A 16,124-nucleotide genomic window follows, 5' to 3' on the forward strand; every position below is an offset into this window, starting at 1 on the left:
TCCCATCCCACAAAATTGGATCATTTTTTTTGTGGAGTTCTCTAATTGGACAAAAATATTTATTTACTGTCATTGCGAGCGAAGGAAAGCAATCACAACCCTGGTGATTGCTTCATTTCATTTCACTTCGTTCCATATGGCTAACGCCAGGCAACGCTTACGCAATAACATTGTGTAATTAATTCTGTTTCACTACTTAAAACTCAAATCTCAGTGCGTCTTTGCGCCTTTGCGTGAGACTAAAATTCATACCCTTAATCAGCAACAAAGCAATCACGAGAGGTTGCCACCAGGATATTGACCAATTACCAATTACCAATTTCCTCTATATATTCGGCAGTGGGAATCACTGGTGAATATTGGTGCAGTATCTTAGTGATTGCCGTTAAATTACAAGTTAATTCAATTTGTTCCCTTTCTAGCAACCCCAGAATAAAATCGGGATTGTCTTTAGCTACCACTGGTAATTGATGTAAACCACGTAATGCCATCCGGTCTAAAGCTTCAGATACAGGTTCATCATCCCAAGCATAGAGAATATCTGTAGTACAAATATCTATCAGTTTTTGACTAGATAAATATTCCTGAATTTCTGGCAATGAATTAGGAAGATTTTGGCAGATAAAAAAAGTTCGTTTAATATCTTCTAGGGAAAGAATTCCCACTAGTTTACCCGTATCATCATCAATGATTAAAGCACTGCGGATTCGTTCCCGCGTCATTACTACCGCAGTCTCTAATACGCCTAAAGTTGCTGATAATTTTTTGGGACAGGTATACATAGCATCTGCTACTAACATTTGCTGCCAAAGTTCTACCTTTTCATCTTTCAATTCAGGTAAACCAATCTGTTGCAGATTAGCATTAGCATCTACAGTTGGTTTGATTAGTTCCACCAACCAAACACTTAAGCCCACTGCTGCCATTAAAGGTAAAACAATGCGGTAATCACGGGTTAATTCAAATAACATTAAAATTGCTGTTAATGGCGCTCTCACGCTACCTGCTAAAACCGCCGCCATACCTACCATTGCATAAGCTGGAGGAGCAGCCATATATTCTCCAATTCCTGGGATGATCAAAGCCAAAAATTTAGCGTAGGCAGACCCAAAGGAAGCACCTAAAAACATAGCTGGGGCAAATAATCCGCCCACAAAACCACTACCTGAACTTACTGCTGTCATTAGCAGTTTTAATACTAGTAAAATGAGTAATAAATTGAGGGAAAAATCTTCATCCTGTAGTATCGCTTCTACAGTTCCATAGCCGATACCTAAAATTTGTGGGTATTGCCAACCGACTAAACCAAGAATTACACCACCAAAAATTGGCTGAATGGACTGAGGAATTTTACCTAATAACGTTAACCCTGAGAAATTGCCAGCAAAGATAGCTTTAGCTAAACGAATGGATTCAGTATAAGCAAGAGAAATTAAACTTGCACCCAAACCTAAACCCAGATAAAGCGGTAATTCTAGGTAACTGCGAACTTGATAAGCGGGTAAAGCAAAAGCTGGTTGTGAACCTAAACCAATTTGAGCAATTAAAGCAGCTACTACGGCGGCAAGTAACACCACACTTACGGCAGAAGTAGCAAAATATGTACTGCCCATGACTACTTCTAAGGCAAAAAATACTCCCGCAATGGGGGCATTAAAACCAGCCGCTAACCCAGCCGCAGCACCAGCCCCCAATAGTAACCGCTGACGCTCCTGAGATACTTGTAATACATCTGATAACAACACCCCAAAATTAGTCCCAATTTCTACACTTGGACCTTCTGGACCTAAAGATGCACCACTACCAAGAGAAACTGCCGCCGCGATCATTTTTGTCACCGGTCGCAGGGGTTTTTTCGCTTCTTTTCCCTGAGAAACAGCTATCAGGGATGAAAGTCCTGGTCCAAAATCTTGAGTTCGCCACCGCATGAGGCCAACAATGATGCCACCGAGTATAGGAACAGCCGCTAAGGTCCAAGCACCCCAAATCCCAATTTGTCCCATCAAATTTTCCAACATGAAGTTGTTAATTAGCTGGATTAAATAGTGAAAGGTGACTATACCCATACCAGTGCTACCGCCAATTAGCACGGCCAAAAACAGCACTATTGTTTCGGGAGAGGCTTGGAAACGATTAATTAACTGAGTGAACCGCATGGAATATGGGGGAAAGTAGGGTTTTAATGAGGATTCTTAGATATTGATAAACGGTATAATGTCAGAAAAATCCATTTTTTGTCTATTATTTCTTATTGTGGTTCATTATCAGAGAAACTGCCTAAGTAGGTGAGCGTTGAAAATTGTCGTTATGGCAAGGCAAAAGGCAAGAGTGAAGAGGGTTTGGGCGATTTTACATTTCTTTACACAGTTTGGTTTTATTGTGTTCACCTACTTACTCAATAATTAACTAACAAAAATCACAAAATATTTAGAAAAAATAATTCTACTTTGTGGTGCTAACAACTTGGGTTAATATTGAGGGGAGTACGTCTTTGGAGCAATTGCATTCTTAAACTCCATAATAGTATTTTGCCAATCACTATCAGTGATTATGGCACGATTACTAGGTTTACAGTAAAATTCAATACAGATATTGTTATAAATAGAATCGAGGGACTAGGCGGACGAGGTAGATGAGTACAAATACTTTTCATAATCACTATGTTACTTGCCCAATTTGCCAAAAAAATAACAGAACAAAGCCAATAAAGTCTTATATTGGTTTGTTTACCTGTCCTTATTGTCAAGAAAAATTAGTTGTTTGCCAAAGTGGACACTATGTGCGTGATCCATTTATTTGGAGACAAATAATGATTTCGTCGGCTCTCCGTCGTCAAAGCCGACCTTTGGCAAGGATTATCAGAGATTTTATTGTCATTAAGCATCCTTTACTGTCTTTAGTTGTGGGAAGTGCAATTTTTTTCGGGATTGTGACTATGACTCAAGACAATATGAGTCGTAATGGTCAAGAAATTCCCCAAATTGAAAAAATGAATAGGGGTGAAAAATAGATTTCAAATTCAATACTATTGCCAAAGCCCTGAAACCCTATTGATAAGTAATTGGACAAAAATATTTACAGTCATTGCGAGCGAAGGGAAGCAATCACAACCCTTGGAATTGCTTCATTTCACTTCGTTCCATATGGCTAATGCCACGCAACGCTTACGCAATAACATTGTGTAATTAATTCTGTCTCACTACTTATCGTCACGATTTTATTGGGTTTCAGACATATTTTGGAAAACTGGCAATAGTATTGATATTTATACGGGTTTGAGCAAATACGGGTGTTGTTTCTATGTTTTTTGGTAAGGAAATACGGGAGGTTGCCAATACGGTTCTGGGCAACCACGGGCTGTTGCACCTACGATAACGGGTTTATAATGAGTTATTTTCTTTTGTAATTAATTGCCAGTCTTTTACTTGGTCTATGACTTTGATGGATTTAAATTGGAGGTTTTCTAAGGTAGATGTGTTAATGAGAAAATAAGGTTGGCTATCATATTGCCAGTAGTATTGTAGTTCACCGATAGAAGCGGGAATAATGGTGCGATCGCTATAAAAATCCAAGGAAGGACGATGATAGGGAAAAGATGTATAGATTTCCTTAACTGCTGGATTAATTTTCGTGATCATTGCCGCTACGGGTTTAACGGCATAGGCTGTATTTAATTCCCAAACCCAGTAATTAGATTTCATTAATAATAATAGAGAAATATAACTTCCCCAAATTAAAATTTTCAGAAATTGTCTATCACCGCGTTCTGCTAAAATTGCGGATAAAGTCATAGTTAAAGCTACTGCGGCAAAAATAATCTGTAACTCGGCTTTGTCTAATGTTCTTCCCCCAAAATAAATACTGCTTGCAGAAGCCACTACCGCCAATATCGCTAAACTCGTTACCCAAGAGCGGGGATAGCCTGAGAATAAGGGGACATTTTCCATCTGGGCTAATTGAAACCCAAAAGCTAAAGCCAAACTAGGGTAAATGGGGAATATATACCAGGGGAGTTTAAAGCTAATGAGGGAAATAATTAATAGATAAACACCACACCAGATAATAATTAATTTCGCCCAACTTAAGTTATTATTTTCCCAGGTAATGCGGATAGTTTGGGGGAGAAATATCAACCAAGGCCATGTCCATTTAGCGATTTCTAAAAGATAATACCAAGGTGCTTGGGATGTGCCATTATTAATGGTTTGAATATGGCTTAAAGATGTATTGATGTCAATACTGAAGGGATATCCATAGTGCCATAATTGAAACCCATACCAGCAGCATACAGGTAGACAACCGATAAAAATACCTATCCAGAAATAATAACTTGTCAGTAGTCTAGGTGTATCCCAAAAAAGAAAGACTAAAACAATTGCACCTAAATAAATACCCATCATGCCTTGAGTTAGACAGATTAACCCAAAACTAATGCCTAAACCTAAGCAGTAACGTAAATCCCGCCGCGATCGCAAGACAAACCACATCATCACAATTAAAAAACAGGCAACTGCCCCATCTAACATTGCCAACCTGCCATAACGTACCACAGGCAGCATTGTTAAATAAATCAAAGAACTATAAATAGCTGCCCAACGTTGACGAAATATCTCCCTTCCTAGACAATATAAGCAAGGCACAGAAGTTGCTGTCAAAATTGCACCAGGTAGGCGCGTTGTCCATTCATTGACACCACCCAGACAATAAGCCCCAGCAATTAACCAGTGCATAAGTGGCGGCGTGTGATGATATGGTTCACCTCCCAAAGTGGGGTAAAGCCAGCGCATTGAATCTACTGGGGCTTGCCAAATTTCCCGCGCTACCCTGGCTACGGTTGCCTCATCGCCATCTTGTAAAGGCAAACCTCCAAGATTGATACTAAACAAAATCACCGCTGCTAATAACAATAGGATTAGCCATAGCCAATCAATCTTTTTTTCAATCACACGATGCTGTTTTTCTAGATGAGTCCAAACAAAGCTTCCTTCTTGCATATTCTATGCGAATCTTATAACTGCTAGGTTTAATCACATAGAGATCAAAGCGAATCTCCAATGTTGCCATCTAGGAACAATCTATATTCAAAGACAATGGCTAAATCCCAAATTAGCTCAGTTTCTCATGAATAGAGATAATTTTTTGGCGAAGATTTTCTTATTGATTTTTTAAGGAAGTTTACAAGCATCTTTACGATTAAATGATATAAATACTACCATTAGCATTTAGTCAACTACCCCGAAGGAGAATGTCAATGAACTTACCTTTTATTTTAGATGTGGCACTGGGTTTAATTTTTATTTACTTAATTTTAAGTTTACTGGCTTCGGAAATTCAAGAACTATTGACAACCGTACTGCAATGGCGGGCTGAACACTTGAGAAGATCAATTGAAATTCTTTTAGCTGGTGATGCTCAAACTTCAGAAAATCCCGAAATAATTCAACTTGTCAATAAAATTTACGGTAATCCTTTAATTCAAAGTATTAATCAAGAGGCGAAAGGTTTATTGGCAACTTTACCTCGGAAAGCGACTTGGGCAATTGGCTCATTCTTTAGTCTGTTTAGAAAGTCTAGTTCTAGATTTAAAAAAGAAACTGTGTTTGGTGATCAAAAACGTAGTGCGCCTTCCTATATTGGTGGTGAAAATTTTGCTAATACTTTTATGGATACACTCCAACTGCCAATATTGGTACAAAAATTAACTGAAATTAGGTTGGAGCAATTCAAAGCTGAACGGTTAGATGATGTTAGACAAATTTTGATTCAGTTACAAGTTTACATTAATAACCAGGAGCTATCTAGTGAATTTGCCACCAATATTGCCGCAGATTATAGACGGTTGGAGTTAGAGTATAACCTGATTATTGATGAATTCAAAAAGGAAAAATATGATATCTACATGGTGATAAATAGGATGGGAGATAGCCTAGCTAAATATATAGAAAGTTTTGTAGCGAGTATAGCTGATCATGAATATATTTTAGATAAGCCTTTGCGGGAACTAAAATTCCTAAAACAAGATATTTTTGAAAGTGCAGAAAAAGCCATAGTGATAGGAGGCTTAAAACCTAATATTAATGAAATTATCAAATCTATCAAGAAAGGTAGTGATATTCATGGTGAAGTCATAGCAGCTATCCAAGATAAAGATAGTGAAACATATAAAAAAGTTAAAGAATTGATTGATATTTTGCCAAGTTCTGTAGTTGATAACATTGAAACTATGGCAAAACGCGCCCAGATGAGAGCTAAAAGCACGGAGGAAGGTATTACTCTTTTGCGAAGAGAAATTGAAAATAGTTTTGATAGCTCAATGGAAAGAGCCGGTGGTGTTTATAAACGTAATGCTAAAGGAGTGGCAATTATCATTGGCATAACCTTAGCTATCACAACCAATGCCGATACTTTTCATATCATTAACCGTTTATCTAAGGATTCTTTATTGCGGGAAATAATTATTAACCAGGCTGTAAAAGTAGCACCACAAGACTCTAATCCTTCAGATATCAATAAAATAGATCCTAACGAGATTTTAAAGGAAGTTGAATTACCAATTGGTTGGACAAGTGCTAACGTACAACAGCAAATCAACAGCACAAAATATAGAGTTAATGGGTTGCCTGTTTTCAGTGTTTTAAGTATGATTGCTGGTTGGTTTGTCAGTGGTATTGCTATTGCGATGGGTGCGCCTTTTTGGTTTGATTTACTAGGAAAAGTGATGAATGTCAAAAATGCAGGTAAAAAAGGCAAACAGTCCCCCAAAAATCAAGATGAATAATCAATGATTCAGATCCCCAACTTCTTTGAGAAGTCGGGGATCTGGTGGTTTAGAAAATAAAAATTATTTGTACATCCCATTCTCTATTTTGGCGGATAATTTGAATTTGTTGGATAAATTCACGGAAGTAAAATCTTCGTTCTACCTCTGATAAATCTAGCCAAAATTGGGGAATGGAAACAGCTTCAGCTACGGAACGCAAATTCACAGGAGGAAGAATTGCTAACTTGGCTTGAAGTTCGGAAATTTCTGTGCGAAGTTTGTAAGCTCTTAATTTTGCAGTTTCTATATCTAAAATCCCCGTTTCTATGAAAGTGGGTAATTGCTGGAGGATTTGTTGCTGACGAGATATATCATTGCCTAAACTATTTTTAATTACATCTAATTGGGGAAAATTTATCCCGGCGACAGCTAAAGGTAAATCTCGACAAACATGATCAATGGTTTTTTCTAAAACTACTTGGTAAGGGATAGCACGACATTTAGGCTGTTGAGGACAGTCGGTTGCACGTAAATATAAATACTCTTGATCCTGATGACGCTGAGTAACACTGGTGACAATCATCTGTAATTGACATTGATGACAAATGACTAAACCAGCTAAAGAACGGGGCGCACTAGCTGTCCGCGATGGTAAGCGGCTGTTGCGTCGTAATAGTCTATCAATTTGCGCTGCTTCTTCTCTGGATATAATTGCTGCATGAGTATTAGAGATAATTTCCCTGTTTTGATAGGCTGTATCACCGCGATAAACTGGATTAGTTAACCACCGTCTAGCTGTAGTGACAGAAATATTTTTACTGTATTTTTTACCTATATAACGGACGGTAGCACGGACAGAACCATAAAGTAAAAAATATTCAAAAAAGTCTTTAACAACGGGTGAGGTAGTGCGATCAATAATATATTTACCTTGTCCTCTCCGGTAGCCATAGGGGGATTTTCCCGGTGGTGGTGAGGTTTCTAGGCGATTACGAGCGTGTCCCTGACGAATTCGGCGGCTACGTTGTTGATATTGAATTTCTGGTAATAATTGTAGTATTTCGGTGGGGATTTGACTAGATTTGGAGGCATAGGGTTGTTGTGTCGTAATGACTATGACTCCCATTGTTTCTATTTGATTGAGGCGATCGCTCACTTGGGATAAACTATCACCTAATTCTTCTAATCGGCGCAGTAGTAGATAATTTACAGTTTCGGTTTGACAATCAATTAATAATTGTTGTAATTGGGTGCGTTTTCCTAAATCTTCATAAATTTTATCTACTTCCCAACCCCAATCATCTGGGCTGGGAACAGTATCTAAGAGTGGATCAGTATAAATATAAACAATTATTTTCATAATGTACAATGAAAACTTGTTTTTAACTTATATTTTATTGTCATTCAACACTTCCGGAAAATAACCAATTTTTTGAAAGTAGGAAAAATACACATTCAGTAATTCCTCATTGATAGCAGGACAGAGAATAGATATATTTCCTAACTCTGCAAGGGTTTGGTCAGCATTAAATTCTACTTTGTCCGGTGAGAATATCTTTGAGAATTTCAAAAGCAGTAATAAAGACGAGTATAACTTATCCTTGGGATACTTGGATATTTGATTCTTTATTTCCGCTAAAAAATCATTATAACTAACTTTTTCTAAAGGGTAGCCTAAAAAACAAGTTGAGTTAAAAAATTGCTCCCAAGAAGTTGACTGAGGATTAACTAAATGAAATGTTCTGCCAAAATATTTTTTTTCCAGAGATAAACTTACAATTGATTGACTGACATAATCAACTGGAATCATGTTTATTTGTGTTTTTAAATTCGGAAATCTTCCTAATTTAATACAACCTTTTAGCAAAATACATAAGAAATCTTGAATATTGCCATTGATTCCTGTTTGACTATGTCCACTAATTCTTGAAGAACGATAAATACAAGCAGGTAATCCTCTTTGTTGTGCTAATATAATTAATTGTTCTGCTACCCATTTAGTTTGTTGATAACCTCCTTTGATACTAGAAAAATCAGCAATATCTGTTTCCGTTATTTTTTCATTATCAAGATTAGTTTTATTGAAGAAAAATCCCAGGGTAGAAATAAAATGAACAGGTTTAGTTTGCAGAATACTTGCTAACCGAATAACCTCTTGTGTTCCTAACACATTCGCAGGTTTTAAAATTGAATAAGGACGAGCCGAGTTAACCCATGCTCCATTATGATAAATAATATCAATTATCCCTGCTAATTCATTAAAATCTCCCTCAGAAAGACCCAACAAAGGTTTAGATAAATCTCCCACAACGGGAATAATTCGAGAACTAAAAGTTTCTTCCCAAAGTAAATAAAATTCCAAATGTTTTTGGAGACGATTTTTGCCCTCTTTGCTATTACTACAGCGAATCAAACAATAAATATCTGCCGTAGTTTTGTGGAGCAGTTCCCTAAGTAAATAAGCACCAAGAAAGCCAGTTGCTCCTGTGAGAAAGATAGATTTTGGCTCTAGTAAATTATCTGACAGAGGATTGATAAATTGGATAGAGGAATCTAAAATTAATTCCTCTGCTAAATCTAAACTATTACCAGTAGTGTTAATCATAAATAATGGGTTTTTGCCTATTCCTTGAATACCTTGTGCATAAACTTATGAGAAAACTATCCGATTGTGTATCCAGCTTCCTCACATAAAGGTTGACAATAAATATTTAATTTTTCTACATCTTCTGCGTTCATTGAGCTTTTCCAACCATCTATTTTACCTGTTCTAAATGTTCTAGCACCAGGATTATAAATTTCACCTAACTGAGAAAGAATAGTATCATCAAAAGGAATATCTAAATAAGAGCAGATTTTGTAGACAACAGCTTCTTGTTTTTCCTTAGTTCCTCCACCCTGTTCCCCAACCAAATCTTCAAAGTGGATAAATAAACAATTTTCTTCATTACGCCAAGCTAACATAGAACGATACACTTCGGCAAAATTTTTGATTTCTACTCCTACTTTTACAGCATACCCTCCCTCTAAAATAAAGTCTAAGCGTTGGGTAGGAGACATTAAACTAAAATCATCTTCTAAAAAGTGTCTTCCTGGCATTTTACCTGTATCTAAAACAAAGGGAATTAAAGAAAAAACGACAGCGCGAGGATCACGAATTATAAAGACCTGTTGATAATTTAATTCGTTCAGAATTGGCGTTAATAGAGGTGTCCAAGGAATATGACCTAAAATATATTGCTTTGGGGAAATCAGTGTTAACCAATGTCGAAAAGTTGCGGAATCTACATAACATGGGGTTAAAGCACCGATACTAATTTTCTGATCTGATTCTGTTTGATGTTCTAATCTCTTTTTGACTTCTCCATAATTAAAGAATAGAGGTGTTTCTGTGATTTCTCCTGGTTGAAAATGTTCTTTATACCCCAAAATTTCTACAGCTTTGGCTAATAAATGAGTACCACTTTTAGGCAAAGAATTAATTAATAGTCTCTTGGTTGCAGATTGTTCTTCAGTCATGATCTTAGTGGGGAAAATTAAAAATTGACAGTTGGTAGTAATTCAGGAGTATTTGGAAGATATAGCGTTTTCTGATCTAATGAGGTACAAAATTATCTGCGTTCAATTCTTACTTCTTGTACCTCAATTGTAGGGTGAGAAATGCCTATGGTAGATCAATACTGCTCGGTTAAGCCTCGAAATCCAACAAAATCCCTGGTAATGTTGGGTTTCGCTGTCGCTCAACCCAACCTACATTTCCTTAACCGACAAGTATTGTATGGTAGATAGGTTTTCTAAGCCATAGCCATATCTAGGGTAAACTTTCAAAAATCAAATAGTAATCCTATATCAAGTTTAGAACATTCCGATTGGTGGGACATAATCACCATCAATTCGCACATCTAATACTGTTGGTTTGGAATCGTTATAAATTGCCTCATAATCTAGATTTTTTAAATCTTGACCATTATGAATAATATAACCATTTGCCCCCATTCCTTTGGCTATTTGACTAAAATCAACTGAAGGTAAAATAAACTCCAGTTTTTCAGTTCCTGTTTGCTTATGTCTGTGTTTCACCATACCAAAAGATCGGTCATTTAAAATAATAAAAATGATTGGTAATTTTTCAGCCACAGCCACAGCCAGTTCGTTTCCGTGCATTAAGAAGCAACCATCTCCTGTTAGGCAAACAATGGGGGTATTTTTAACGCCAAAAGCTGTGCCAACTGCACTACCAATTCCCCACCCCATCGGGGCTGTTACTGCTCCTAGACGGTAATTTTCGGGACGATGGGGAAATAAATAATGAATACTCCAAGCCAACCAATTACCTACATCAATCAGATAGCGAGTTTCTGGGGGAAAATGCTGTATAAGTTCACTGATTAATTGTTGGGGTTTAACTAGGGATTGATCATTTAATAGTTTATAGCTATCTGGATCTTTAACTGTAATTTGAGTGGGTTGATATTGACGATGGTTTAATAATTCGGGGGAGGTTGTTGATAGTTTTGATTTTATTTGTCCTGTTTTTTGAGCATTTTCTATGCGTGTATGTAATTCTTTAAGTATGGTTTTAATAGTTCCTTGGATGTGCAATTCTGCCATTGGAGAAGTGTTAAAACACTCATCTGTATGATGGATATGGACTAATTTTTTAGTTAATACTGCGTTATCCCAATTGGAGGTTTCCCATTGTCCTAAGTTCATACCTACGGCTAAAATTAGACCTACGGATTCATCTGTGAGGGCTTGACGGGCTGTTTGATGGCCAGCAAACCCAAATACGCCTTTTGCTAAGGGATGATAAGGATTAACGCAGGTTTTGCCGCTTTGGGTTGTAGCTATAGGAGCGTTAATTAATTCTGCTAAGGCTATAATTTCTGAGGATGCTTGTTTACAATCTTGACCAATCCAAAGGGCGATAGTTTGTCCTTGGTTTAATACATTGGATACGGTTTGAGAAAGATGATCTAAGGCTTTTAAATCAACTAATGCTGGGGGTTGGGTTAATAGTTGAGGTATATGAGGATAGGTAAGAGATGGGGGGGCTTCAGCACGGAAAATATTAACAGGAATACTCAGATGAGCGGGGCCAAAAGGCGATCGCAAAGCTGTTGTTAAGGCCGCAACTAATTTTCTTTCTAGTTGATTGGCATGAGTAACGAGGGTGTTATAACGAGTACAGTGCTTAAACATCGCCACTGTATCTATCGTATCGGGTGATGATTCTTGAAAGGCACTCCAGCTAAAATGGGATAGCATGGTTTGGGCGGTGATTACAAGCATGGGGACTCCTTCACCATAAGCGGAAGCTACCCCTGTAATTAAATTTGTGCTACCTGGACCTGTTGTAGCACAGCAAACTCCAATTTTTCCAGTTTCACGGGCATAGCCATCAGCCATAAAAGCCGCACCGGTTTCATGACAAGTCAAAATTGCCCGGATTCTCCCACGTTTTTCGCTACGTGCTAGGGCTTCATAGAATGCGCTGTTGTGTCCTCCTGGTATACCGAAAACATATTCTACTCCTAATTGCTCTAAATAATCTACGATTAAATCACTCAGTGTTCTGGGTTGATTTTGCTCAGGGGAAGTCAGTTGGATAGGAAATGGAGTTTGTGAAATCATTCTATTTAAGTTGGTAATGTTAACAGAGCTAAATTACTGAGAATTATGTTTTTGATTGAGAAATTGAAAATTTCAAATTAATTTACATTATTTTATAGCGGTTCTTTTGTTGAGTGACATACAAGAACCCCCTCCCCAACCCCCTCCCCCTTTGGGTTCACCGGTCACAGATAAAGATGACGATATTGGGTTTCTTGACCCCTGGAATGCCGATGGCTTCAAAGGATAAAACGTTTTGGCTTAATGTGGGGTTGTCTGACATGATACTAATTCCTCAAATTTATGAATTCGGAATTTACACAATGACTGGCTATTTGACTAAAATCAACTAAAAGAAAAATAAACTCTGATAGTTCATTTCCTGGTTGCTAATGTCTGTGTTTGACTATACCATAATATTGATGCAAAAAATTAAGAATTAAAAATTAATTCACATTATTTTATACTTGAGCAGTGGTTTTTAGTCCTTTTTCAAGAGAACTGATTTGTTTTTGTATACCTTGACCAATTTCAGCGGAATAACCATCAAAGGTGTAGCCAAATAATGCTATATCTTCTTGAAAATGCTCTTCTACTAATTTTATGGTTTTGGGGTTGTAATATTCTTGATAGTTTCTATGTTTGGACTGATTCAAATAGGGTAATGAAGTTTGTAAGTTAAGCTGTTGACAAACATAATTCAGGTCTGTTGCTAAGGTTTCGTATCTACCAATATAATCAACTATTAGTCTGCCTTGGGAGTCAGTAATAATTTCTTTTTGGAGTTTAGTCGCTCCCTTGGGAAAGGGGTTTTTGGTGTTAATTACCCATTTTAAATATTCCTCAAATCCAGCCATTGATTTTACTAATTCATGTCTGATATGAGCTTTTTCTTTGAGAATAAAGTGATAATAGGATACTTGCCAATCCCAAGGGTTTCTGACAAAAGCAAATTTATAAAAACTGTTATAGATTTCTGGGGAAAATTCCTTTTGAACGTCCTTAGCTTTAGCGTGCCAAAGAGAAGATTCCCATATTTCATACAAGGGATTAATTTTGTCTCCTAACATTCTTTGGGGACGATTAATTTTAAATTTTTCAGGTTCTTGAGCATAGGATTGTAACGCCTCTTTAATACTCGAACCCGCAGCTTTAGCGATGTGAAAAAAAATGAACTTGTGACTGTAAGATATTAACATTGGTATAGGTCTTTGTATTTATAAATTGCTTCTAAATTTGGTTGACTGAAAGTTATTCAACTTCAACAATAGATTTATTTTCGGGCTTAAATAGGACGGAAAAAATTGAAGGATTAACCTTAACGTATTTGATGACTAAGACACTCAGCCAAATATTCCAGGTAATCATGGTGATGCTAGTAGCGATCGCTGCTCCTACCATCCCGAAATAAGGAATAGCGATCGCGTTTAAAACAATATTTATTAAAGCACAACAACCATAAACTGGCAAAGATTGATTTTGATGGCCTGTCATTACCATTAAAGAACCAACGGAGCCGCATAAAGCATCAACCATGCGCCCTATTACCAAAACTTTCAGCGTCCAGTCAGCCATGCTAAAATCTGAACCAAAAATACTGAGTACAGATTGAGTAAAAAGCAACAAGTAGAGAGAAATCAGCACTGTCGGGATCAATATCCACAAATTTGCTTGAGAAACCAGGTTTTGTAGTCCTGTAATATTTCTTTGGGCATAAAAGCTTGCAAACCGAGGAGCCGCGACGATATTTAAGGTTAGTAAGGCTAAACCTGGCCACTGGGCTGTCTTTACCGCTGCATTGTAAATGCCTGCCGATTCAGGGCCGATCAAAGAACCCACCATAAGAATATCAGATTGATCTAAAATAATAAAAAACGACTGTTGTATAAGCAAAATCAGTGATAATTCAACCCACTCACGATAGGCATACGTAGGTGTTGTTGGTTCAAATTCTTGATTGAACTTGCTTCGCACCAAGAAAAACTGGACGGTGGCTATCACAAAGAGGATTACCTCTGCCAGTATCATTAAAGGTAAACTGTTAAGAGAATTGTCATCTCGCCACAGGATAAATCCTCCTGCTAACACTAAGATAGGATAGAGAATATCAGAAGGAATATAAGCTAAAGCAATTTTTTCTAACGCTGTAGCGACTCCCTTATACAAAGTCATTAAAGCTTGTAAAGGTAACATCCAGATTCCCACTAATAGGGGGATTGCATAAATAAATTCCCGATAATAATTTATGGATAGAACAATGCCCACCACCATTGCTGTCAAGCTCAGGCTTCCCATTAGGATTAACAACCAACTTCCCTGGACAAGACCATGTAAACTACCTAAATCTTGTTTAACCTTGTATTCTGCAATTAAACGCACCGTTGTGCGAGGCAATCCTAATCCGGCTGGCAGAGACAGAAATAATGTCCAAGCGGTGACATATTCATAAATTCCATATTCAATTCGCCCCATCCATCTTGCCAATAAAACTTGCAGCAGATAGGTAATAAAAACGCTACTAATTTGGATGCTAAGGGCAATAACTGCATCTCGATTAAAGCTCTTAAGACTAATATTTGTGGTCGGCTCAATGAAAGTTGATTCAGTCATAATCTGAAGTTATTTTAGATTGGATATGTCTCCAAAGCCCTCTAAATTTTGGCAAAGGTATTGACTATTGCTAAGGAATACACTCAATGATACTAATTACTGACTCTGTTGGTATAATATTTACAATTTTGAATCCCACAGATTCAAGGAGTTGACGGAATTCATCTTCCGTACGAAATTTTCCCGAAGATAATACCAAGGAGTTCAAATTTGAAAAATTATCCGTCCACCGAGACTTTCCGATAACTCTCTCAATTACCAATAGCTTTGTTCCTTTAGTCATAACCCGATAACAATTATTAAGAATTTTTATCGCTATTTGATCCTTAAACATTGGCAAAACATTTTTCAGTAAGTAAACATCAGCTTCTCCTGGTACAGACTCACAGAAATCACCTTCTACCAGTTCACACCGATCTAACAATCCTTCTCTAGTCAGCAAATCCTGTGCTCTTTTAATAGGACTTGGCTGTTCAAAAAGCACACCTTTGACAGTTGAATACTTGTGTAGAATAAATGCCAGCAAAACACCTAAACCGCCACCGATATCTACTATTGTTTGGCTAGAGGAAAAATCATAGGCGTTTAGGATAGCAAAACTTTGTGGAACAGACAAATCAAAGTTTAATCCATCCCAGATTTTGCAAAGAGACTCATTTTGCCTGAAATATTCAATACGTTCCATCCCATACAGATATGCAGAAGAGCTTTTACCTGTATAAATGCTATGAATTAACTCTCCCCAGCAAGCATATCCTATTTCCCCCTGACTTAAAATATAGTTCCTCATAGAGCCATATTCATTAAACAAACAGGTACTTAATGAAGTATTTTGAAAATACCCAGGCTGAATCTCTGTAAAAATCCCTACACCAGATAAAGCCTTTAATAGACGGTAGAGTGCATCGCTATCAGTATCAGTGAGAGCTGCTAATTCATTGTAGGATTGCTCGCCATCTCTTAGTATATCTGCAAGACCTAGCTTTGTAGCAGCAAAAATAGACTGCATTACTTGGAAACCTTGTATCATTTCTTGCATCTTAGTTCTATCTGACAAGGATATAGAGTTTCCTAAACTGTCTGTAAAATTCTTGATCATCATTGTTTTTTTTCCTTAGTTATGAGTTTAGTTACAGCATTT

General features: G+C 37.1%; 11 protein-coding genes. 2 read left to right on the forward strand and 9 right to left on the reverse strand.

The genetic code is table 11. The features are described 5' to 3' along the window. Window positions 1-305: 305 nt before the first annotated feature. Window positions 306-2,156: a chloride channel protein gene (locus FJR37_RS05595; RefSeq protein ID WP_168465519.1), complete on the reverse strand. Its 1,851-nt coding sequence runs from the start codon at window positions 2,154-2,156 to the stop codon at window positions 306-308. A gap of 476 nt (window positions 2,157-2,632) precedes the next feature. Here FJR37_RS05595 and FJR37_RS05600 point away from each other — a divergent pair, with 476 nt between their 5' ends. Next, window positions 2,633-3,010 carry a hypothetical protein gene (locus FJR37_RS05600; RefSeq protein ID WP_039204428.1) on the forward strand — a complete coding sequence of 126 codons (378 nt, stop codon included), beginning with the start codon at window positions 2,633-2,635 and terminating at the stop codon, window positions 3,008-3,010. A gap of 370 nt (window positions 3,011-3,380) precedes the next feature. Here FJR37_RS05600 and FJR37_RS05605 read toward each other — a convergent pair whose 3' ends face one another. Next, window positions 3,381-4,994, reverse strand: a complete 1,614-nt coding sequence (locus tag FJR37_RS05605) for a glycosyltransferase family 39 protein (RefSeq protein ID WP_168465520.1) — start codon at window positions 4,992-4,994, stop codon at window positions 3,381-3,383. A gap of 257 nt (window positions 4,995-5,251) precedes the next feature. Here FJR37_RS05605 and FJR37_RS05610 point away from each other — a divergent pair, with 257 nt between their 5' ends. Then, window positions 5,252-6,778: a hypothetical protein gene (locus FJR37_RS05610; protein ID WP_168465521.1), complete on the forward strand. Its 1,527-nt coding sequence runs from the start codon at window positions 5,252-5,254 to the stop codon at window positions 6,776-6,778. 49 nt (window positions 6,779-6,827) lie between these two features. On the opposite strand, the gene FJR37_RS05615 is transcribed toward FJR37_RS05610, so the two are convergent. The 7 genes from FJR37_RS05615 to FJR37_RS05645 form a co-directional block, all read right to left on the reverse strand. Next, window positions 6,828-8,120 (reverse strand): recombinase family protein, encoded by a 1,293-nt coding sequence (locus FJR37_RS05615; RefSeq protein WP_039204424.1) that lies wholly within the window; start codon window positions 8,118-8,120, stop codon window positions 6,828-6,830. 27 nt (window positions 8,121-8,147) lie between these two features. After that, the gene (locus FJR37_RS05620; RefSeq protein ID WP_039204423.1) at window positions 8,148-9,365 is read right to left on the reverse strand and encodes a thioester reductase domain-containing protein; all 1,218 of its coding nucleotides are present in this window, start codon (window positions 9,363-9,365) and stop codon (window positions 8,148-8,150) included. Window positions 9,366-9,421: 56 nt separating this feature from the next. Then, window positions 9,422-10,279, reverse strand: coding sequence for a sulfotransferase domain-containing protein (locus tag FJR37_RS05625; RefSeq protein ID WP_168465522.1), 858 nt, complete (start codon window positions 10,277-10,279; stop codon window positions 9,422-9,424). Between the two features lie 336 nt (window positions 10,280-10,615). Continuing rightward, entirely contained in the window at window positions 10,616-12,394 is a 1,779-nt protein-coding gene (locus FJR37_RS05630) for a thiamine pyrophosphate-binding protein (RefSeq protein ID WP_168465523.1), read from the reverse strand. Between the two features lie 440 nt (window positions 12,395-12,834). Next, entirely contained in the window at window positions 12,835-13,572 is a 738-nt protein-coding gene (locus tag FJR37_RS05635; protein ID WP_168465524.1) for a sulfotransferase family 2 domain-containing protein, read from the reverse strand. A 52-nt stretch (window positions 13,573-13,624) separates the two neighbouring features. Beyond that, complete coding sequence (locus FJR37_RS05640; protein WP_168465525.1) at window positions 13,625-14,983, reverse strand: oligosaccharide flippase family protein; 1,359 nt, start codon at window positions 14,981-14,983, stop codon at window positions 13,625-13,627. Between the two features lie 70 nt (window positions 14,984-15,053). Next, window positions 15,054-16,085, reverse strand: coding sequence for a methyltransferase (locus FJR37_RS05645; RefSeq protein WP_168465526.1), 1,032 nt, complete (start codon window positions 16,083-16,085; stop codon window positions 15,054-15,056). Window positions 16,086-16,124 lie beyond the last annotated feature (39 nt).

The organism is Aphanizomenon sp. UHCC 0183 (assembly GCF_009712065.1).
GTDB lineage: Bacteria > Cyanobacteriota > Cyanobacteriia > Cyanobacteriales > Nostocaceae > Dolichospermum > Dolichospermum heterosporum.